Annotated in this window: 16 protein-coding genes; 10 read left to right on the top strand and 6 right to left on the bottom strand. The window is 24.6% G+C overall.

Going from position 1 to position 21,655, the window contains the following annotated elements; genetic code table 11:
• Positions 1 to 33: 33 nt before the first annotated feature.
• Complete coding sequence (locus tag NY022_RS07530) at positions 34 to 1,386, top strand: HNH endonuclease (RefSeq protein WP_267524939.1); 1,353 nt, start codon at positions 34 to 36, stop codon at positions 1,384 to 1,386.
• A 92-nt stretch (positions 1,387 to 1,478) separates the two neighbouring features.
• Positions 1,479 to 4,595 (top strand): N-6 DNA methylase, encoded by a 3,117-nt coding sequence (locus tag NY022_RS07525; protein ID WP_267524937.1) that lies wholly within the window; start codon positions 1,479 to 1,481, stop codon positions 4,593 to 4,595.
• Positions 4,596 to 4,710: 115 nt separating this feature from the next.
• Here the strand turns inward: NY022_RS07525 and NY022_RS07520 are convergent, their stop codons facing one another.
• On the bottom strand, positions 4,711 to 5,583 hold the full coding sequence (locus NY022_RS07520) for a WYL domain-containing protein (RefSeq protein ID WP_267524935.1): 873 nt from the start codon (positions 5,581 to 5,583) through the stop codon (positions 4,711 to 4,713).
• Positions 5,584 to 5,698: 115 nt separating this feature from the next.
• Here NY022_RS07520 and NY022_RS07515 point away from each other — a divergent pair, with 115 nt between their 5' ends.
• From NY022_RS07515 to NY022_RS07480, 8 genes are all read left to right on the top strand, one after another.
• Complete coding sequence (locus NY022_RS07515) at positions 5,699 to 6,928, top strand: hypothetical protein (protein ID WP_267524933.1); 1,230 nt, start codon at positions 5,699 to 5,701, stop codon at positions 6,926 to 6,928.
• A gap of 11 nt (positions 6,929 to 6,939) precedes the next feature.
• A complete protein-coding gene (locus NY022_RS07510; protein WP_267524931.1) occupies positions 6,940 to 7,140 on the top strand; it encodes a hypothetical protein in 201 nt (66 codons plus the stop codon).
• Positions 7,141 to 7,149: 9 nt separating this feature from the next.
• A complete protein-coding gene (locus NY022_RS07505; protein WP_267524929.1) occupies positions 7,150 to 7,545 on the top strand; it encodes a BspA family leucine-rich repeat surface protein in 396 nt (131 codons plus the stop codon).
• Positions 7,546 to 7,906: 361 nt separating this feature from the next.
• Positions 7,907 to 9,322, top strand: coding sequence for a hypothetical protein (locus NY022_RS07500; protein WP_267524927.1), 1,416 nt, complete (start codon positions 7,907 to 7,909; stop codon positions 9,320 to 9,322).
• Complete coding sequence (locus NY022_RS07495) at positions 9,315 to 10,052, top strand: hypothetical protein (protein WP_267524925.1); 738 nt, start codon at positions 9,315 to 9,317, stop codon at positions 10,050 to 10,052. The genes NY022_RS07500 and NY022_RS07495 overlap by 8 nt, the downstream gene beginning before the upstream one ends.
• Complete coding sequence (locus NY022_RS07490; RefSeq protein WP_267524923.1) at positions 10,045 to 14,250, top strand: hypothetical protein; 4,206 nt, start codon at positions 10,045 to 10,047, stop codon at positions 14,248 to 14,250. Before NY022_RS07495 ends, NY022_RS07490 begins: the two co-directional genes overlap by 8 nt.
• Positions 14,231 to 15,211, top strand: coding sequence for a Wadjet anti-phage system protein JetD domain-containing protein (locus NY022_RS07485; RefSeq protein ID WP_267524921.1), 981 nt, complete (start codon positions 14,231 to 14,233; stop codon positions 15,209 to 15,211). Before NY022_RS07490 ends, NY022_RS07485 begins: the two co-directional genes overlap by 20 nt.
• Before the next feature lie 383 nt (positions 15,212 to 15,594).
• Positions 15,595 to 16,404: an McrC family protein gene (locus tag NY022_RS07480; protein ID WP_267524919.1), complete on the top strand. Its 810-nt coding sequence runs from the start codon at positions 15,595 to 15,597 to the stop codon at positions 16,402 to 16,404.
• A 75-nt stretch (positions 16,405 to 16,479) separates the two neighbouring features.
• Here NY022_RS07480 and NY022_RS07475 read toward each other — a convergent pair whose 3' ends face one another.
• The 5 genes from NY022_RS07475 to NY022_RS07455 form a co-directional block, all read right to left on the bottom strand.
• Entirely contained in the window at positions 16,480 to 17,616 is a 1,137-nt protein-coding gene (locus NY022_RS07475; protein WP_267524917.1) for a tetrahydrodipicolinate N-succinyltransferase N-terminal domain-containing protein, read from the bottom strand.
• Positions 17,617 to 17,625: 9 nt separating this feature from the next.
• The gene (locus tag NY022_RS07470; RefSeq protein WP_267524915.1) at positions 17,626 to 18,786 is read right to left on the bottom strand and encodes a sulfate adenylyltransferase; all 1,161 of its coding nucleotides are present in this window, start codon (positions 18,784 to 18,786) and stop codon (positions 17,626 to 17,628) included.
• Positions 18,767 to 19,633: a hypothetical protein gene (locus tag NY022_RS07465; protein WP_267524913.1), complete on the bottom strand. Its 867-nt coding sequence runs from the start codon at positions 19,631 to 19,633 to the stop codon at positions 18,767 to 18,769. The genes NY022_RS07470 and NY022_RS07465 overlap by 20 nt, the downstream gene beginning before the upstream one ends.
• Positions 19,614 to 20,783: a 2-C-methyl-D-erythritol 2,4-cyclodiphosphate synthase gene (gene ispF / locus NY022_RS07460; protein WP_267524911.1), complete on the bottom strand. Its 1,170-nt coding sequence runs from the start codon at positions 20,781 to 20,783 to the stop codon at positions 19,614 to 19,616. The genes NY022_RS07465 and ispF overlap by 20 nt, the downstream gene beginning before the upstream one ends.
• Positions 20,784 to 20,894: 111 nt before the next feature.
• Positions 20,895 to 21,632, bottom strand: a complete 738-nt coding sequence (locus NY022_RS07455) for a molybdenum-dependent transcriptional regulator (RefSeq protein WP_267524909.1) — start codon at positions 21,630 to 21,632, stop codon at positions 20,895 to 20,897.
• Positions 21,633 to 21,655: the final 23 nt, after the last annotated feature.

Raw genomic sequence — 21,655 nt, 5'->3', positions numbered from 1 at the left:
AATGAATTTTAATATATTGATGTAGGAGTTGTTATGAAATGTGTTTTTTGTGATGCAGAATTGAATAAAGATAATGATTCTTTAGAACATATTATTCCTAATTCTTTGGGTGGGAAATTAAAATCAAAAAATATTATGTGTAAGAGTTGTAATAATACTCTAGGAGAAACCGTAGATATTAATCTTTATAATAATTTTAAATTTATAGATTTTATGGTAAATCCATTAAAAGATAGAAATACAAAAAGTTCTTATATAAAAGCTAAAATAGGTGATGATGATATACAACTATATCCTGGTTTTAAGTATTACTCAAAACCAATAATTGATTTAGAAAATATTAAAAACCACAAAATTAGTGTATCACAAATCGTATCTAAAAGAAACGAAAACGATAATGAAAAACTATTAAAAATACTCAAAAAACTTGCAAGTAAATACTATCCAAAAGCTAAATATAAAATTAAAATAGAAAATACAACATTAGATACAAGGACAATTTCTAATACTTTGTGTATAGATTTTCCATATTTGATTTTAGGATATTTAAAAATAGCGCTATGTTTTTGTAGATTAAATAATAAAGAAAATTTATTTGATGGTGATTTTTTAAAACTAAAAAACAAAATAATAAATTTATGCAAAAATAAAAGCGATTATGATAAAAATAAACTTAGTTTTCACGATGAATTAATAGATAAAGCATATATAGTAGAACAAAATACTTTTCAATCTGGTTATTTAACTCATAGAATACATTTGGTGTGCGATGATGTTTTGCAAAAAGCATTTATTGTAGTGGGAATATATGATTTTTTACATATTGCTTTTGTTTTAAATGATAATTATATAGGTGAAAAATATCGTGTAGATTATATCTTTGATATATTGACAGCTAGAGAAATCAAAAGTGATATTTGTCTAGGTGATTGTTTGAAAGAAAAAGCAAATATGAACAATCTACAAAAACATATAATGAATAATATGCACTATCCTTTAAGTTTTAAATCAATGAAAAAAGAAAGCACTTTTAATATTGATTTTATGTTTGATATTTTTAAAGATATTTGTATAGAAAATATAAATCAACTTTCTTTTGATGATTTTAAAAGTGAGTTATTTGGTAAGATAAAAGATATACGCATAAATAATGCAGATTTTAGGCTTATGAATGATTTGAATATTGATGAATTAACAGTTGTGTTATATCCAATATATAAAGACTGTTTTAATAAAATCAATAAAATTAAAGAATATGTTTTAGAAAATTTTTCACTCCCTAAAGAAGTTTTTGATTTTGAAGATGAATCTATAAAACAAGAATTACATAGAATGGGAGTAGAAGCTTATTTTAACCATGTATTAAATGGAGATGATGACAAATGATATAATATCGCTATGTTTATATAAATATTTAAGCTAAGTGTTTTAAAATAAACTATAGTTTTAAAATATGCAATGATAGAAAAAGGATTAAAATGTATGATTTTTCAAAATTAAATAAAGAGCAAAAATTGACATATGATAAGTTTAAGATTTCATTATGTTCTAAAAATTCTAGACTTTCACAAACAAAAAGTGAAGAAGATTTTAGATTTTGCTTTGAAAATAAATTGAATAGTTTGCTAAGAGACCTTGGTTTTATTTCTAATGATTTTGAAATGTTCTCGCATGAAAGCAAAAACGAATTTGGAAGAACTGATTTTCAATATGGAAATACTATTATTGAATATAAACAATACAACCGTTTATCAAACCCAACTGAATTAAAAAAAGCACAACAGCAAACACAAAACTATTTAGAGGATAGCCGTTTTAAAGGTTTTAAAATTTTTGCTTTTTTATTTGATGGGGTAAAAATCTTTAGTTATGAAAAAGATGAATTAGATAATATTATTTTTAATGAGGATTTAAGTGGTGATTTAGATTCTAAAAAAATTGATAAGCTAATTTTATCTATTTTTTCTAGCGGTATTACAGCAATTAGCCCAGACAACATTAAAAGAGATTTTGGGATAATTGATAAGTTTGATAATCTTAGTAAAAATGATGAAGTCTTAAGTTTGCTAAGGTATTTGTTTTCAATATTATTAAATGAAGAAAACATAAATCCTAGAACACTTTTATTGTATAAAGAGTGGGAAAAAATGTTCCGCTTGGCTGAAGGCGATAATGGAAAGCACCAAGATGTTTTAGATAGAAGAGAAGCTTTTTCTAAGATTTTTGATACCATAATAGAGTCAAATACGGAATATAAAGCATTTTTTACACTACATACAGTCCTTAGTATTATCATTAAATTATTTTTAACTAGGGCAATTTGTGATAAAGTAAAAGTAGATGATTTTTATAAGACCGATAGCTTAAAACAACTTAGAGATTTTTTTCTCAATTTAGAAAATGGTTATTTTTTTAATAAAATTAATATTTTAAACCTTACAGATAATGATTTTTTTTCGTGGTATGTAAAGGAAAATTTTAATCAAGAACTAGCTAGTAATTTACAAAAAATTATTTTTAAAATTTGTGATTATGAAGATATTAATATTGTTAAAAAAACAAGTATGTTAGATTTGTTTAAAGAATTATATCAAAGTTTTATCCCAAAGTGTGTAAGACATAGTCTTGGCGAATACTACACACCTTATTGGTTAGCAGAAAGAACCTTTTTAAGTGCTACAGATGATACGAAAGAGCTAGATAAAAAAACTTTTATAGACCCAAATTGTGGAAGTGGGACTTTTTTAAGTGTATTTTTTAATTATAAACATAAAGATTTACAGACCAGGATTGATTTTGCTGATTTTACAAGCGGAATTGTTGGCGTAGATATTAATCCTATTGCTGTTTTGATGGCTAGAGCAAATATTTTATTTCAAGGTTTGCAAAAATGCGAGTTTGATAGATTTAAAAATTATGAGATACCTGTTTATTTGGCTGATAGTTTATATGTTCCTAAAATAATCATTTTAGACGGGATTGAATGCCTTGATTATAAATTAAACACAAGCGGTTTGCAAAAAGCTTTTGGAGTTACTGAGTTTCAGATGACACTACCTAAAGAACTAGTTCTTAATGAAAATTTTTTAGAAATTATTAATGAAGTGGAAAAACATATAATCAAGTTTGATGAAGGTAAAGCATTTAATACATTTATAAAGCAATTATCAAATAAGGCAAAGAACAGTATAGAAATAAAAAACATTATCTTAAAAACAATTAAAGAATTAATTAGGTTTGAAACTAAACAGTTAAACTCAATTTGGTTAAAAATATTTTCAAATTATTTTAAAGTTGCAACTTTTGACAAATTTGATTTTATCATTGGTAATCCTGCGTGGGTTCAGTGGAGTGTATTACCTGAAAATTATAGAGAAAATGTTAAAGCAAATATAAGGCTTGATGGCTTGTTTTCAAATGATAAGAATGTTGGTGGAAATAATCTAAATATTTGTGCTTTAATTGCCAACAAGAGCTGTGAAAGATGGTTAAACAATGATGGTGCTTTTGCTTTTTTAATGCCAAAATCTATCCTTTTTAATAAATCTTTTGAAGGTTTTAGAAACCTCATCATTAATCAAAACGAACAATTATATTTAAATGAAATTTTAGATTTCTCACAGGGTGGAGAAATTTTTGAAGGAGTAGGGCTTGATTTTTGTGCTTTTAAACTAAGTAGAAAAGCAAACAAAAATGTGGATTATGTAAAGCTAATAAATCATAAAAAAGACACAAGCATTAAAGAGTTATTGCTACATAACAATAGTTGGGAAGATAGTAAAAAACACTTTATTGTAAATGATTTTTTTGCAATTCAAATTAAAACAAAATATAATAATAATTATATGATTGTTGATGATACTACAAGAGCGAAGCATTTAAAATCTTTAATAGGCGAATTTGAATATAACTTTAGAAAAGGCGTAAATGTCAAATACCCTATGAGACTTAAGTTTGTTTGTCTTACAGAAGATAATAAAGCTATTTTTAATCCTTATGAAAAAGTAGGTAAAAGATTAAAACCTAATGAAAAAGAAGAAATTGAATTAGAATTAAATTTTATTAGACCCTTTATTACAGCTCCTATGCTTGAAAACGACTGGGAAAATGACTATTGTATTTGTCCTTATTTTGATAAAGAAAAAAAGCCTATAAAAATTGATGAATTAAAAGCATTAGCTCCTTTGACAGCTAGGTATCTTTTAGATAGTGAAGAAGTTTTAGATGGAGGAAGCGATTTTAATAAAAGAGTTCAAAATTTTGATGAGTTTTATGGTATTTTACGAATGGGTATTTATGTGTATAGTGACATTTTTGTTTGTATTAGAGATAACACAAAACTATCACCAAAAATTATTACAAAAATAAAAACTCACTGGGGCGAATTAAAAACTCCTTTGTTTGATAATCATATAAGTTATATTAGTGAGGTTTTAAATGAAAAGAAAAAACATGAAAGATTTATCGTTACAGATGAAGCAAATTATATTTTAGAGAAATTGCTAGATAAAGATGTGCAAGAAATTATTTTAAATTCACAAGACAGTAGAAGTATTTCAAGTAGATTGCCTATAAAATTAAAAATAATGTCTTAAAATTTTGTATAGATTAAATATAAATTTCGTTTGTTTAAAGAATTTATTTTGTGTATTTTAGTTAGGTTTTTGTTATGAAACTCTAGTTTAAAACAATACTAAACAAACGAAATTCCTATTTCAAATTCCTTAGTTCGTTTAGGTTGTTTTGGATATTTTCATAGATTTTTTGGGCTAGTTCATCGTCGTTTTTTATGCTAATTAGTGGTAGCCAAGAAGCGATGAAGCTTTCAAGTTCAACCGAGCTTGGTGAGTAGAAAAACTCAATTTCTATCCCATTATCATCTTCGCTTAAAAATCTAAAATTATGACTTTTTGGCTTTTCTCGTTTAAAAAAACTAGCCGCTTCATTTTTAAGGTATAAAATCACGCTTTTTTTACCTTCAGCATAGCCAAAAGCATTTCCACTTTTTGTGTTTTTAAATCCACCATTTTTTACATACTCCAAAGCTATTATATCTTTCATAGAATTTAGAGCAAATGTTCTATATTCTCCTGTGTTTTCGCCGTTTTTCTTATCGTAGGTTATATAAAGATAGCGTTTAGAATTAGATACCTTTAACTGGTTTGCTTGAATGATTTTTCTCTCGTTTTTATACTTGCAACTTAGCAAAATGTTATGATTTATTGCGTGATTTAGCATGATAATTTTTTGGTTTAGATTTGATAGTTTTGAAGTATCAATTAGCTTTTCTTGTGAGTAAAAATACTCATCAAAAAGCTCTTTAAACTCGCTTTCAAGGTTTGCATTTTCAAGCTCAGCAAATATATGCTTAAAAACAACTTTGGGGCTTATGTATTTTGGGAGCAAGTCAGTGAAAATATAACCTTCAAGTTTTTTACTATACTTTATAATTTCGCTTAGATTTTTTGCTCTATTTTCAATTGTTTTTGTGCTTACCTTTAAAGCCTTTGCAAGTTCATCTTTAGATGAAATTTTTTCATAAATTAAATCAATTAGCATTAAATCTTTATCATCAACCTTCATTTTGCTATCCTAAAAAGAAATATTTATAATTATTTTTCTATTTATATCATAAAAATGTTAAAATTTGCTTTTTAAAATAAAAATTATTATAATTATTCAAAAATAAAGGTTGGTGATGCTAGAAATATTAAATGAATTAAAACCATTTCTGCCAAGTAAAAAAGAACAAGCAAAAATAATTGAAACACTTAGAAAAGAAAGTCAAATAAAGACTATCAAAAAAGAATATGAATGTATATTTTTGGCATTAGATAATAGGATACAATATAGACCTTGTGAATACTTATACGAAAATAAATCACAAAAATATCTAAATGAAAGAGATTTTATAAAAAAGCACTATGAAAATATAAAAATTAATATATTTTGTACCGATAAAACTCATAAAAAATATAAAAATTCAAAATCTCAAACAATAATAAAAATCAATCAAAAAACTAGCATAATCTCGCAAATAAGTACTCATTTAAAAGCTAGTAAAAAATACATTTTACCACTAATAAACCTAGATAATAAGCAAATTGTAGAATTGGTAAAACTATCTAAAATCTATAATATAAAGTTTATAGAGTTTAAAAAGCATAATAAAAAAATCTTAGTCCGTAATGTGAGTAATTTATATAAAGAGAATTTCACAAATCTAGCATTTATAATGCACGAATTTTCAAGAAATATAAAAATGCCCTTTGTTAGCACTGATGAGCCTTTGTATTTGCATTTAAAGGAATTTGGGGAGTATTTGCTAACGGGGAATTTTGAGCTATTTTTACCTTTGTATAAAAAGATTATCAAAAAAGTAAATGGTTTAGAAAAAAATAGCATTTTTTATCCTTTTAAATTGCAAATATCAAATATTTTGCAGGGTTTTAGAATAAATGAAATGGTTTTTGATAATTATAAGCATAAAGCTTTAGTGTTGTTTGAAAACCATTTAATACTTGCTAAGGTTTTTTATGATAGGGGTTATTATTTGAATTCTTTAATAATGCTTAAAGAAGGTTTTGATGTTGGAGTTTATCAATACTTTATGGGTGATTTTGGACTTAAAATCGCTAAAAGTACTAAATTTAGCGTATTTTGGAATGGGATTTTTAAAAATTCTGAGCTTGATGATTTTGCTAAAAAATACCTTAAATCTATTTATAAAATAAGATGCAAAATAGCCAAAATCAGAAATGCCTTTGTGCATTTAGAAGGGCTAGAAAATCAAAAAAACCTAATCAGGGATTTAAATGAGATTTTGTGCAATATCAATCAGATTTTAAATCAATATTCAATGATAAAAATAGAGCCTTACAAAGAGCAAATTGCAAATAAAATTAAAGAAAAATTACAATTAAATTAGAAAGGATTATTATGAAAAAATCAAAGTATATTTTAGAAGTTTTGGTGGTGGTGGCGATGAGTGTTGGTTTTGTTTTTAAGACTTATTTAGACGGGTTTGATTCTAATTCTTTTTTAAGCATTACGACCATTATACTTTTAGGTACTACATTTTATGAAAGCTATAAAAAAGACAAGCTTATCGCAAAGCTTCAAGAAAAGAATTTAAAATAGGAATTTCGTATGTTTAAACCTGCTACGAAAGAAGAATTAAAAGAGATTTTGAACACTCAAAAAATCAAGCTTTACGAGATTGATACTAGCCTTATAACTGATATGAGCTATCTTTTTGATGGTGTTTTTTGGTGGGATTTTGAAGGTATTAATACTTGGGATACAAACAATGTAACTGATATGAGTGCTATGTTTTATGATTGTTATAGTTTAAATAAAAAGATATTGTTTGATACTAAAAACGTAAAAACTATGAGAAATATGTTTGTAGATTGTAGAAGTTTTAATCAAAAGCTTAGTTTTAATACTAAAAATGTTGAAGATTTTTCAGGAATGTTTAGTGGGTGTAAAAGCTTGAACCAAACTTTTGATTTTGATATGAGTAGTGCGAAAAAAATAGATTGAATGTTTTTTAAAAGTTGTGGTAAATTAGCTAACAATTAGACTAGAAAGGATGGCTATGGAGTTGGTAAATTCAGTGCTTAATTTAGTTGTAAGTTTGGGAGTCTTGGTAAGTGTTGTAAATCTAAACAATAAAATCAATAAATTAAAAGAAAAGGAGAAGTAAATTTTGCTAACTTTACAAGCATTTAATATATAAAATTCCTATTTCAAATTCTTTTAGATTATAAAATAAATTAAATAGAAAAATATACTAATATTTTTCTATTTAGATAAAAAAATTAAAAATTATAAGAATTAAGTATAAAAAATACTTGATTTTTATTTTATTTTTGATAATATTTATTAAACTAAAGGAGATTTAATGAATTTATTTGATAGCTTACAAGATGAAAAATCAAACTATATTATCACTCAAAATCAATCTATAGTTAATGATATAAATTATCTTTTGCATTTGCTTGAGCCTATTTTTAGTATAAAAAGATTTTATGATGGTATAGAAATTGATATTTATTATCTTAGCTTGCTTGTTTTTGATAGGTTAATTAGTGATACTTTTTATGGTGGGAGCTTAAGGGCTGATATAGTTTTAATGTTACAAGATGAGATTAGTAGTATTTATAAGCTAGAAAATGATAAAAGTGAAGAGATAGCAAAAGAGATTTTAGATGGGTTAAATAATAGCAACAACAAACAAGAAAGTTTTAAAGCTATTTATTATGATACAAAAGAAAGAACAATCAAAAAATTAGATTTTAGACTTATAAAATATGTTGAAGTAGGAGATAAGTTTTATTATCAAATCACAGATGAAGGATTTATGCTTTTTAAAATAGAGCTTGAAAAAGACCCAACATTAGCTTTAGAGCTTAAAAACTATGCTATTTCAAGGCTCATTGATAATAAAAATTACGATAGAGCAACAATAGAAATTAAAAAGAATATAAATTTCATTAGAGAGTATTTAAATTTATTAGAAAATGAAATTAGAGCTATAGAAAAAGATATTTACACTTATGACCCAAATGAGGTGTTTTTTAAGAAATTTGAAAATTTTAAAGAGTTTTTAGGTAAACCAAAATCAGAATTATCAGAGCTATCAAAAAAAATTGATAACGCTATATATGACGAGCAAATAAGTAGTGAAAATAAAATTAAACTTAAAAAACTGCAAGAAAATTATGAAACATACACGCATTTAATGAGTAAATTAAGCGATAAAATCACAGAATATTTTAATAAATACAACAACAAAATGAGTTTAAAAAACAATAAATTATTTTTACAAAAAGAGTTAAAATTAAATGATTATCCAAAAAACTTAGAGCTTTTTTTAGAATTTTTTGACAAGGATAGCGATTTTGTAGATGAGTATTGTTTAGGCTTTAGTAATTTAAATACGCCTAAAATTTATAATCCATTTTACTTTATGCAACAAATTTGTGATGAGCTTGATAACGTAGTTACAAACGAGCCTATAAAAACCAAAAACATTCAAGAATATAAAACAAATCCAAACTTTTATAGTAAAGAAGAGCTTGAATTTGCAGAACAATATCTAAATGAAAATATAAAAAACGAAATTGATATAGTAGCTTTGATACTTAGGGCAAAAGACGATGGTTTAGATGAAAAAATCATTAAGCTTTTGTATTTATTAGCCCAAGATTTATGCATACAAAAAGATGAAAAACTAACAATTACTAAGCTTAAAAACAAGTTAAATGATGAGTTTTTTTACGGAGATAATTATAAAATAAGGAGGATTTATGAGTGAAGTTAATGTCTATTTAAATGAGTGTGGGGTTTTGCTTCAAAAAGTTTTAGATAAAAAACACCCATCAAACGATAAAGAATATCAAGAGCTTTTCAATAAATATCATTACAACCAAGATTTTGAAGAAATATTTAAAAACTATATAAAAAGCTTAGGGCTTAAAATAATACCGAGCCAAACAGAGCTGATTTTAATTCCTAGCGATGTAAAAAGCCCTTATTATATGGGATATAGTGAGTATTCAAGCAAGTTAGCAAAGCTTAAAGATAAGGATTTAGGCGAACAAATTCACAAAAAAGCAATTTTGCTTATGATACATCTTAGTATCATAGCCTCGTTTTATCCTAGTGAAAATGTAATTTTAAACGAATTTGATATAGCAAAAACTACAACTATTAGCGATATAGCAAATATTTTGACAAAAAAAGCAAATTTTATAAAAGAAGAATATCAAGGGCAGGATTTTGCAAATACCGTAGCATCACTAATAATAGATATGCCACACAAAAACGATAATGAAGATAGTCAAAGAAAAAGCTTAAACATAGAGTATTTATATGAATTTATAGAAGTTGTTTTGAATCATTTATTAGAAGAAAAATTTTTAGCTAAAGAAAAAGACAGCGATAAATACATAATAAAAGATAAATATAAAAGTCTTATAAAATATCATTTAGACGATATTTTGATAAGAAAATTTATTAAATATAAAGGAGGAAAAAATGTATAAATTATCTAGAGTATTTTTGCATAATTTAGGGATTAATGGTGGGCTTTATTTTGATGATTTTGAGCTTGATTTTTATGATGAAAGCAACAAGGTATCACATTTTTTAATAGACACTGAAAATGGTGGTGGAAAAACTACAATCATAAGTTTAATTCATACAGCCTTATTGCCGGATAAAGCTTATTTTATCCAGTCATTAAGACCAAATAGCAAAATAAAGCTTGATGATTACGTACAAGATGAGCTAGGTTTTATAATGCTAGAGCTTGAAAAAGAAAAAAACACAGATATTTTTAACAATAAAGAAAAGCTTATAATAATGCAAAGTCTTATAAAAAATTCAAATGATTTGATAAGACATTATTATACATTTATCCCAGAAAGCTTTAGTTATGATGAATGCAAGGAACTTTTAAAAAACCTTAAAGATTTAAAAAAACTTAAAGAAAAGCTAAATGAAAATACAGCAAATTTTGCATTTATTACAGATAGTAATTCTAAGCATATAGATTATTTATGCCAAAATTATGGTTTTGATAAGGATATACTAAAATTGTATGCTAAGTTTAATTCAGAAGAAGGCGGCATATCAAACTTTTTTAATTTCAATACCATTAAAGAGTTTTTATCAAAATTATTTTTTCTTTTGTCTAACAATACTGCTAGTAATGATTTGTTAAAAGAAATTAAAGACCATAAAGATAGTATAAACCAAAAGCCAGAGCTAGAAAAAAAGCTTATATTTTATAAAGATTTTTTAAAAATTATTGATGATTTGGTTTTAGAAGATAGTAAAAAACAAGAAAAAATTAAACAAAAAGATAAAATACTTTCTACATTGTTTAATGTAAAAGATAGTTTAGAAATTAAGCAAGAAAACTTAAATACTCACAAGCAGGATTTAGAAAAGCAAAACAAAGAACTAGAAAATAATATAATTTTACTAAAAAATAAAATTTGTGAAAATGAAAAATACAAAGATTTTTATACATATAAAAAAGTTGAAATTGATATTAAAAATTTAGAGCAAGAAAACAAAGTTAAGCAGGGTTGGATTTTAGATAATGAAATTAAAATTCATACTATAAAAACACTAAAAGAACAAAAAATCTACGATGAACTTAAAACAACTCATAAAGAAAAAGAAGGATTGTTAAATAAAGAAAATCAAGACCTAAAGCCATTTACAAATTCTTTAAACAATGCTAAAAATAAGCTATCTGATAGGTTAGGTTATGAGATAAAACAGCTAGAAAATCTCATAAACGAAGATAAAAATAAGAAAAAAGAAACTGTAGAAAAAACATCTATACTAGATAAAACAAAAAGTGAAAACGACAAGCAAATAGGCGGATTAAATAGTGAGATAAAAAGCTTATCGGATAAGATTAGTAATTTTGAGCTTAAAAAACAAAGATTGTTTGATGATTTAATTTTAAAAAATAATGAGAGTTTAAAAGAATGCAAAGAGCGTTTAGAAAGAGAATATCAAGAAAATACAACGCAAAAAATAGCTAAAGAAAATGAGCTTAAATATACTCAAAGTAAAATTAAAGAAAAAATCCAAGAAATCAATAATTTAGAATCCGATAAAAAAATTAAAGAAAAAGAAAAGCAAGACTATCAAGAACAAATAAATCAAGCTTTAAAATTACAAGAAGATATTAAAACAAACGAAATTTTAAAAGTTTTGGTAGATTACAATGATGATTTTATAATTGATAATGATTTACTAAATAAACTTAATGAAACAATAAAACAAACAGAAGATAAACTTACAGAGCAAAACTATAAAACTAAATTTTTAGATGAAAAAATAGCGATTTTACAAGATACAAAAACGCCATTAATTTCTGAAAGTACAAAAAGGGCTTTAGATTTGCTTAGAGAAGAAATTGGTGGTGTAGGGTATTACATACATTATCTAAATACTACAGAAAAATCAAAGTTAAAAGAAAAACTATGCAAAAATCCTAGCATTTATTCAGGACTTTATGCAAATAATAAAGAAGATATTATCAAGGCTAAAGAGATTTTAAAAAAGCATAATTTTAATGATATTGTCTTTATAAACGAGATAAATGCTAACGATGAGCAAAGGGCTAGTTTTTATATAAATGATGATGAAAAATACTATGATATTGATAATTATGAAGAGACTTTAATCAATCTTCAAGATGATTTAAGTGGTGCAAAAAATATAAAAAATACTTTAGAAAATAAACTAAAAGTTATGGAAAAAGCAAAAGATTTGCTTAAATTATTTTTAGAGAGCTTCGGGAGTGGTAAGTTAGAAAAATTGCAAAATGATTTAAAAAATGTAGATGATGAAATCAATAAAAATGATGAAAAAATTTTTCATTTAAACCAAGAGCTTGAAAACCTAAATATAACTTTTAAAGATTTAGAAAACAATATAAATAATTTACAAGACTTAATAAATAAATTTTTTGTAAAAAACGAAAGGGTAAAATCTCTTTTAGAAATTGATTTTACAGAACTTCAAAAAGATTTAGAAAATTCTAAAAATAAACTTTTTGATAAAGAAAAAGAAAATGAAAAAATAAATGTAGATAAAAAAGACTTAGAAAACTATAAAAATAAGCTAGAAGAAAACATAAGACAAAATGAAAATAAAATAACAGCCTATAAAAACAAATATGATCATATAAGTATAAACGAAAATTATACTTCATTAGAGCTTAGCAAACGAAGCGTAGAAGAATTAGAAGCTGAGTTTAAAAAGTGCAAAAAAAATTATGATGATTTCGTAAAAGATAAGAATTTAGATAGTTTAAGGTACGAAATCAATGAGCTTGAAAATTCTTTAAACGCTAAAAGACAGCTATTGGATAATTTAAAGCAAAACCCTAATTTTAAAGAAGATATTTTGAAGGATTTTATAAATGCGTTTGATTTAGATATTAAGATTGTTGAGTTTAGCGAACTAAATGATAAAAATAAGGAAAAAATTAATAAAAACCTAGGAGAAATAGGGCAACTTTTAAAACAAAAAGAGATTTTAGAAAAACAATATTATTTGACTAGATTAAGCTATGATGAAAGCTTAGACATTAATGAGCTAATAGAAAATAACGATAAGCAACTAAAAGAAAATAAACAAGAGTTAGGTATTTTAGAAAACAGCTTGCAAATATTAGCGAATAATTTATCACAAGCAAAAGACGAATATGATAGTTACAGGGCTGTTTTTAAGGAATTTGATGCGTATTTAAAAAACTACTCGGATTATCAATATGATAAAAATGATGTAGAATTTAAAATAGGATTTAAAGAGTTTTTGGATGAAAGTGTCTTAAGTCTTAATAATTTAGAAAAAGATATAAAAGTGTTTGAAAAACAAATAGAAAACAAGCATTCAGAGTACTCTTATTTAATGAGCAAGACACAATTAAAAGAATTAGCAAATTACAATAATTTAAAAGTAAATGAGCTTTTGGTAAAACAAGAAGAGATTGATAGGAATATAAAAATCACAAATGCCGAGCTAGATACTATAAAAATAAAGCTAGAAGGGCTTTTAAGTAGGCTAAAAGAATATATAGAAAAAATTTGCAACACACTTCATAGATTTGAGCTATCATCTAAACTAGATGATAGTTTGGAGCAAATTGGTGGAAAATACTTTTTAAAAATCAAAAAATTTGATAAAAAACAAATAAGCGAAAAAGATGTGGATATACTTTTTGAAAAAATCAAAAATGACGATAGTTTCACACGCAATAAAGATGGTTATGATAATTTTAGTGCAAATCTTATTGTAGAGTTAAATCCACATATAGGTATAGAAGTTATTAAAATAGATGATAAGGGTAATTATTATATGAGCGTTGATGAGCAAAAATCAAGTGGTGGAGAAGCTTTGACAATGGCTTTTATTTTGTATTTGGTAATTATAAAATTAAAATATGCCGGAAGTGATAAAAATATGAGTTTTTTAATCCTTGATAATCCAATAGGCAAAGCAAATAAGATGAGTTTATTACAAGCACAAATCAAAATGGCTGATAAATTAGGATATCAGTTGATTTATACAACGCCTATTGCTGATAAAAACTCTCAAATAACTTTTCTAAATAGAATTAGCTTAATGTTCAATAAAGAAGATACAAATACAGGTAGAAAGTATTTAACCACTATAAAAGGAGTGATAAAAAATGAAATCAAGGCTGATTGAGCTTTTAAATGAGCGAAAAAATTTAACGCTTAATGAGAATGATTTTAAGATTATCGTATTTGAAACATATAATTTGTTGGGTGATTTTGACAGCAATGCAGTCTATCAAAAAATCAAAAGCGAATTAATAGATGAAAATATCATAACTCAAATTAGCGGCGGAAAAAAGATAAAAATCATAAGAGAAAAGAAAGAAAACGAGCTAGAAAATATAAAAAACAGCACTCACTGGAATGGGCTAATTCATGCAATTGCTATGAGTGAAAAAAACTTGCAAAATCTAAAAAACTTAGAAAAGATAAATGATTTTTTAAATATAGAAAAAGAGCGTGAAAAGGTGTTTTTGAAGGAACGTTCTTATGAAATTTTTAAAGATGAAAAGTTTTTAGATGACAAGGTAAAAAATGGTTATTTATTTAATGGAAAGCTTCATATAAGTGCGTTAAAATGCACGGAAAAGCCAAGTCCATTAGTCTATGAAAGTGTATGTAAAAATAAGCCTGTTTTAGTGTGCGAAAATAGCAATACTTATCATACAATTTGTCGTTGGAACAAAGAGTTTATGGAATTTAGTGCTATTATTTATGGAAGTGGAAATATCTTTAGTGGGGCACATAATTATCTTGATGAAATTCGTGCTGATTTAGGATTTAATGAGATTTATTATTTTGGTGATTTTGATTATGATGGGTTTTTTATACCTGCAAATACTAATCAAAAAAGACTAGAAAACGGGCTTTTAGAGATAAAACCTGCTTTGTTTTTATATAAAGTACTAATCAATTTTAGCCCCATTAAAAATCAAAAAAATCCAAAAAACATTGAAAACGAAATTATAAAAAATTGGATAAAAGATGATAAGATTTATAAGGTTTTGCAAATATGTTTAAAGGATAATACGAGAATTCCGCAAGAAGCAATTAATTATGAGATTATAAAAAATTATAAAAATATTTTATAAATTTAGTATGTTTAACAAGTATTAAAGCCATACTAAATTTCTGTTTTTAATTCTGGTTTTTTGTCAGTATTTTTTATTATTTTTAGTTTTATTATTTGTTTTATTATCATAATTTATAATATTTTTTATCATTTCTTATTACTTATGTTTTTTGATAAAATTAACTTTATGTTATGAATTGTTTAGATGTCAAAAATACTTGATAATATAAATTTAAAATATATACTTTTACATAATTTAAGGCTGAACTAATAACTATTGAAAATAATAAAATTATTTTAAGTAAAAAGATATTTTTATAAAATTATTAATTTTACTTAAAATAATTTGAAATATATTGCTAATTTATGTAAAATTACATTTTTACCCTAATTTTTAATTGTATGTTTTTAGAAGAACTTTTCGTGCTTTTAAATAAAGGGCTTATGAGTGATTATATAAAAATAGCTGAAAATAGAACAACTTTAAAAGGCAAATTGCTTTTTAATGAGAATTTAAAACATAACTTAATTCATAAAGAGCGATTTTTTACCGAAAATGATGAATATATCGTAGACAATGCGATAAATCAAACTATAAAAACTACATTATTTCATTTAAAAAAACTAAGTCAAAATAAAAAGATTTTAAAATATTTAAAGACTTTTGATGATATTAGTTTAATTGATATTAAAAAATGTGAATTTAGTGTAAAAAATAAGCATTATAGTTATTATGAAAACATACTTTTATGGTGTAAGTTATTTTTAAATGGTTTTAGTTTTACACCATTTGCGGGGGATAATAACGCTTATGCTTTGCTTTTTGATATGAATAGACTTTTTGAAGATTATGTAGCTTTTATGCTTAAAAAACACAACCCAAATATAAAAATAAGCACTCAATTATTAAAAAAACACTTAATAAAAGATGGTCAAAATGAGCGTTGTTTAATGCGACCTGATATTTTAATTGAGCTTAAAGATAAAACAATCATCGCTGATACAAAGTATAAAATCATAAATGATTTAAGTGATATTAGCCAAGCTGATTTATATCAATTATTTGCCTATGCAATAGCTTTTAAAGTTAGTGAAGTTTGGCTTATATATCCACTTTTTGATGGTAGTTTAGGGTATAAAACACTAGAATATAACTTAGATTGCTTTAATACTAAGATAAAATTACAAATTCTTTTTGCTCCTTTAGGTTAATTTTATGTTTATATAAAAGTTTGCAATATAAGTAAAATTATTTTATGTAATTAATTTGTGGCAAAGCCACAAATTTTAATGTAAATCAGAATTTAATTTAACAGCTTTTTTATTGAAGCTTACCTGCATTTTACCATTTGTAGAATTTTGTCTAAAATGCAAGGCGTTTAATCCTGATAATTCACTACCTTTATAGGTTGATTTGTTGAAGTTAAAATTAGGATTAGCATTTTTTAGTTCATAACTTAATATTAATTCAAATTTTGAACCTGCAAGAACAGCAATTCCAGCATCTATTATACAATCATCTCCTAAAATAATTCCAGTAACGCTATTAGCACCTAATAAACATCGTTTTCCTATGCTAATAGGATTACCATCGGTTCCACTTAAAACACCTAAAATACTAGCTCCACCACCAACATCACTACCATCTCCAACTATTGCTGAGCTTGAAATTCTACCTTCGCACATTACAGAGCCTAGTGTTCCAGCATTGAAATTTACATAACTAGCACCAGGCATTATTGTAGTTCCATTTGCTAAGTGAGCACCAAGTCTTACTTTACTAGTATCAAGAATTCTTACATTGTCATTTGGAATTATGCTTTGTAAAAATCTAGGGAATTTATCTACAAAATCAATATTTGGATATTGTTTAGAAAATTTTAATTTTGCTTCATATTCTCTTAAATATTCTAATTCATAAGGCGTATTTTTGTTCCAAGCTAAATTTTTTAATAATCCAAAAGCACCATTTAGATTTTGTTCTCTAGGTTTTTTAAAACCACGAGATAATAAATGTAATTTTAAATATACACATGGTATGCTTTGTGGTTTATCATCTTTATTTATAGCTACTAGAAAAAATCTTTCATTTTTAATATTTTCTTTTGCGGCTTTTAAAACATCTATATTTGTATGTCCTTTTTCGTTTTCAAAACATTTAAAATGTTCTAAGATATTATCTAAATTTTGCTCATTAATTTCAACGCAAAATTCACTATCATTTTTAAATTTAGCAAGGTTTAATTCTTTAAATAATATAGCAAATGTATTGTAATTTGCATTATAATTAACATTTGCAAAGTCAATATAAATTAAATTTTTGCTAACTTGTCCAAAATAACCAACCCCAATGCTAAAAGCGGTTGGTGTAAAAAAATCGCTACTATTTTTTATACTTTCACAAAGTTTTTTAAAATTTTCCATATTTTCTCCTTAAATCATATAACCGGTTTGATATAAAGTTAATAATTCTTTATATAGGTCTTCGTCATTTTTTTTCTCAATAATACCATCACTTGGAAATAATCCGTCATAAATCATTTGTAAATTTTTAAAACGATTAGGATATAAGTAGCTTAAAATTTTTGCTGAAATTTCCTTTCTTACTAAAACAGTTGGAGGTATTAAGCCAGAATGCAACATTTCTCTAATTAAAGTAGAATGATATTTGATATGGTGATGATATCCGTGAGGACACGATTTTGTACTAACCATTACATTACATTTATTGCAAAATACAAATTCAGGTAAAACTATTAATTCTAAACCAGTTTTAGTAGAGAAATTATCAATCGCAGTATGTATTAAATTTTGGTCATAAAACATTCCTAAACCATGATGATTTTGTCCAATCACAAGTTTATTTGCACCGAATGAATGTGCTAATAAACATTCATAATTTGGGTCTAAATATGGGTTACACAAATCTACATTTTCTAAATATATAGGAAAAATTCTCTCAGCTGGTAAAAAATTTTTAATATAATATTCAAAACATTCTTTTTTTATATCATAGCTTATTTGATTTTGCTCACTACCATGAACTACAAATACTATTACTAAATCAGCTTTATCTATAGTCCATCTTAGCATTCTTTCATGGGCTCTATTTAATGGGTTTACATTTAATATTAGTGCAGTAATTTTTTTTGCATTTAGATGTTGTATTCTTTTTAGTAGCTTTCTTTTTACTAATTTATATTGATTATCATATATATGCACTTTACCTGATATACAAGGGTTTAATTCGTTTTCATTTTTAAAATAATTAGAATTAAATATATTTATAAAATTTTTATTATTAAATGTACTAGCATATCTTATTACCCCAACTTTTTGTTCATTAAGAATTAAATCTACTTCATTATTATAAATACAACCCTTAAGACTTGAATTTAATTCATAATTAGGTGAAAAGGTTAAACTGCAAGATAAATTAATATTCGGAGAAATTTCATCAATTTTTTTTAAAATTTCTTCTTCTTTAGGTAAATAACCACCAGTATCAAAACAATTTTCTTCTATTAATGATAAAATTGATAGTTCTTTTGGACTTATATTGATTTTACTTATTTTATTTTCTACTGATGCCATATTTTTTCCTTTTTTCCCATAAAGATTTTCTACTAATTCCTAATTTTTTACTTAAATCAGTATCAGAATAATAATCCTGCCAATTAATTATTATGCTTTTTATATAATCATCTATTGTTAAAATTTCATTTATACCTATGCTATTTTCATTGTCGTTTAATTCTATTGTATTAAACCCTTCTATGTTCATCGTCCCATTTGTATGAAAAATAAAGTTTTGACCCTTACTTAGTTTCATAATTTGTTCTAATTTAGCACCTTTTAATACTTGAAAATTAGTAAAGTATCTAATATCGTTTTCTCCAACTAATAAATTATTAAAGTTAAAAGACGAGCTAAGATCTGTAAAATATATATTAGCATTATGTGAAAAAACAAAATTAAATACAAAACTATCAGCTAAAATTTGCCTATTTGTTTTTATTAGTAGTGGATAATTTATTCTTTTTGGTATATGTATTTTTGTATCTATTACTGATTTTATATAAGAAGTTAATGAGGTATTTTGTGCTTTTAATTTGTTAAAACTATGAAAATAATTTATTTTTCTTATTAATTCTTCAATCATAAAAGGTTTTTGAATATAGTCATAGGCACCATATTCTATAGGGATACTAACTGTATCGCTACTAACATAAGATACTAATAATAATATTACACTATGCTTGTGATTTTGTATTATTCTCATATAATTTTCTACATTTGTAGATAGCAATACAATGTCGTAATATTTATCTTTAATTTCTTTAAAATCATACGCTACTTCACAAGAGTAACCAGCATCTCCAAGTTTTAACGCCATACTTTGGGCTAAATAAATTTCATTTTCAATTATTAATATATTCATAAGAACTCCAATCAAAATATTTCATATTTACAATAGCACTAACGCTAACTCCTTCACATCTTCCTATAAAGCCTAATTTTTCAGTAGTAGTAGCTTTAATATTTATACTTCTACAATTCAAAGCTTTTATTAAATTTTTTAAAATTTCATTTTTATGAGGTAATATTTTAGGCATTTCAGCACAAATTGTTATATCAGCATTGATTAATTCAAATCCACAATTCATACATTTTTTATAAGCATCTTGTAATAAATTTAAAGAATTCGCATTATGGTATTTTTCATCATTAGGACTATAATTAGCACCTATATCATCTAATCCACAAGCACCAAGTAAAGCATCAGTTAAGGCATGGCATAAAACATCGCCATCAGAATGTGCTTTTAGTGCATATTTTTCACCTAAATTTACACCACCTAATATTAAATTTTCATTTTTATTATCATCATTTAAATTATGCCCTATATTAGAATTACAAAATTCATGAACATCATATCCGAACCCAACAAATGTTTTATTGCTAGGCGGTTGTAGTCCTAATAGCTTTAATTTTAATAAATCATTTTGTGTTGTTATTTTAAAGCTTAGTTCATCACCTAATATATATTTTATTTTGCCACCATGAGCAGCTATTGCTGAACTTTCATCAGTGTAGTTTTCTAAATTTATATTTTTTAAAATTTTAGTTTTTGATAATTGAGGTGTTTGAACTAACTTTAATTCATTCCTATTTTCATATGAAAATTTGCTTGAATTAAATACTGTATCATTTACATTGATTACGGGAAAAACACAATCAAAATCGTCAATATTTTTAAATAATTCATCTAAAACTTTTTTATTTATATATGCTCTAGCTGTATCAGTTATTAACACATAATCAGTATCTATATCGTTAATAGCGTTTTTTACGCTATTAAATCTTTCTTTACCGCCTTTTATGTATTTATAATTAGGATTAAATTTTTCATAATATTTTATATCATCACACACTATTATTATATTTTGAAAATTGTATAGTTTTTCATATTGCTTAGCAACATAAAGCCATAAAGGTGTATCATTTATGTATAAATTTTGTTTTTTGCACGGAATTTTTAGTCGTGTAGAATTTCCAGCTGCTAATAAAATTAAAGAGACATTTAACATAGCATTCCTTAGATATTATTTTGTGTTAATTTGTAACATAATTTTTTTAATTTTATCATAAAATATATTAAAAATTTTATAACTTATCAAGAAAGTAACATTTAGTAACATTTATAGTGAAATTATTATTTTACTAGCAGGGATTCTGATTTTTATTTTTTCGTTTATATTATATTCTTTACTTAGTTTTTCTTTTTTTGATATAGCTTTTAAAATTTCATTTTCATATTCTAGAGTAAAATACACGAAATCATTTTCATATTTAATATCTTTAATTGTAGCAAAAAAACTATTTTCTCCATCGTTTTCTAGTTCTATAAAATTTATTTTAAAAATTAATAAAACTTCATCAAAAATTTTTAAATTTAGATTTTGTAAAGCACTATTAGAAATATTTACTTTAATTTTAGAATCATTTTTTTGACATAATACATCTATATGATTATTGTTTTTTGCAATCTCAATAATTTTTACTTTTATTTTATTTTGTGCTGATAATTTAAGTGAAAAATCATCATTAATTTTTTGTTTAAAATTGCAAAATTCATTATATTTATTAATAATTTCTTCTCCAAATTTACTAAGTCTTGAACCTGTTTTTTTTGAAGTATTTAAAAATAAAGGCTCACTACTGGCTTTATTTATTTCATCTAAACAATCCCAAGCATTTTTGTATGATATTTTAAGCGATTTTGCTGCTTTTGTTATACTTTTATCCATTTGAATTTGTTTTAGCAACTGTATGTGTTTTTTTGTTATTTTTACATTTTCATTTAATATAAATTCAATTTCTAAATTAATCTTCATATCTTTTCTTAATTCTTTTTTGCTAACATTATGCCTTGTCAAAATTATTACATATAATTTTTACA

The sequence above is a fragment of the Campylobacter sp. MG1 genome (assembly GCF_026616895.1).
In the GTDB taxonomy this organism is placed as follows: Bacteria; Campylobacterota; Campylobacteria; order Campylobacterales; family Campylobacteraceae; genus Campylobacter_E.
The sequence above is the reverse complement of the archived record's forward strand: the minus strand, read 5'-3'. Positions and strand labels throughout refer to the sequence as shown.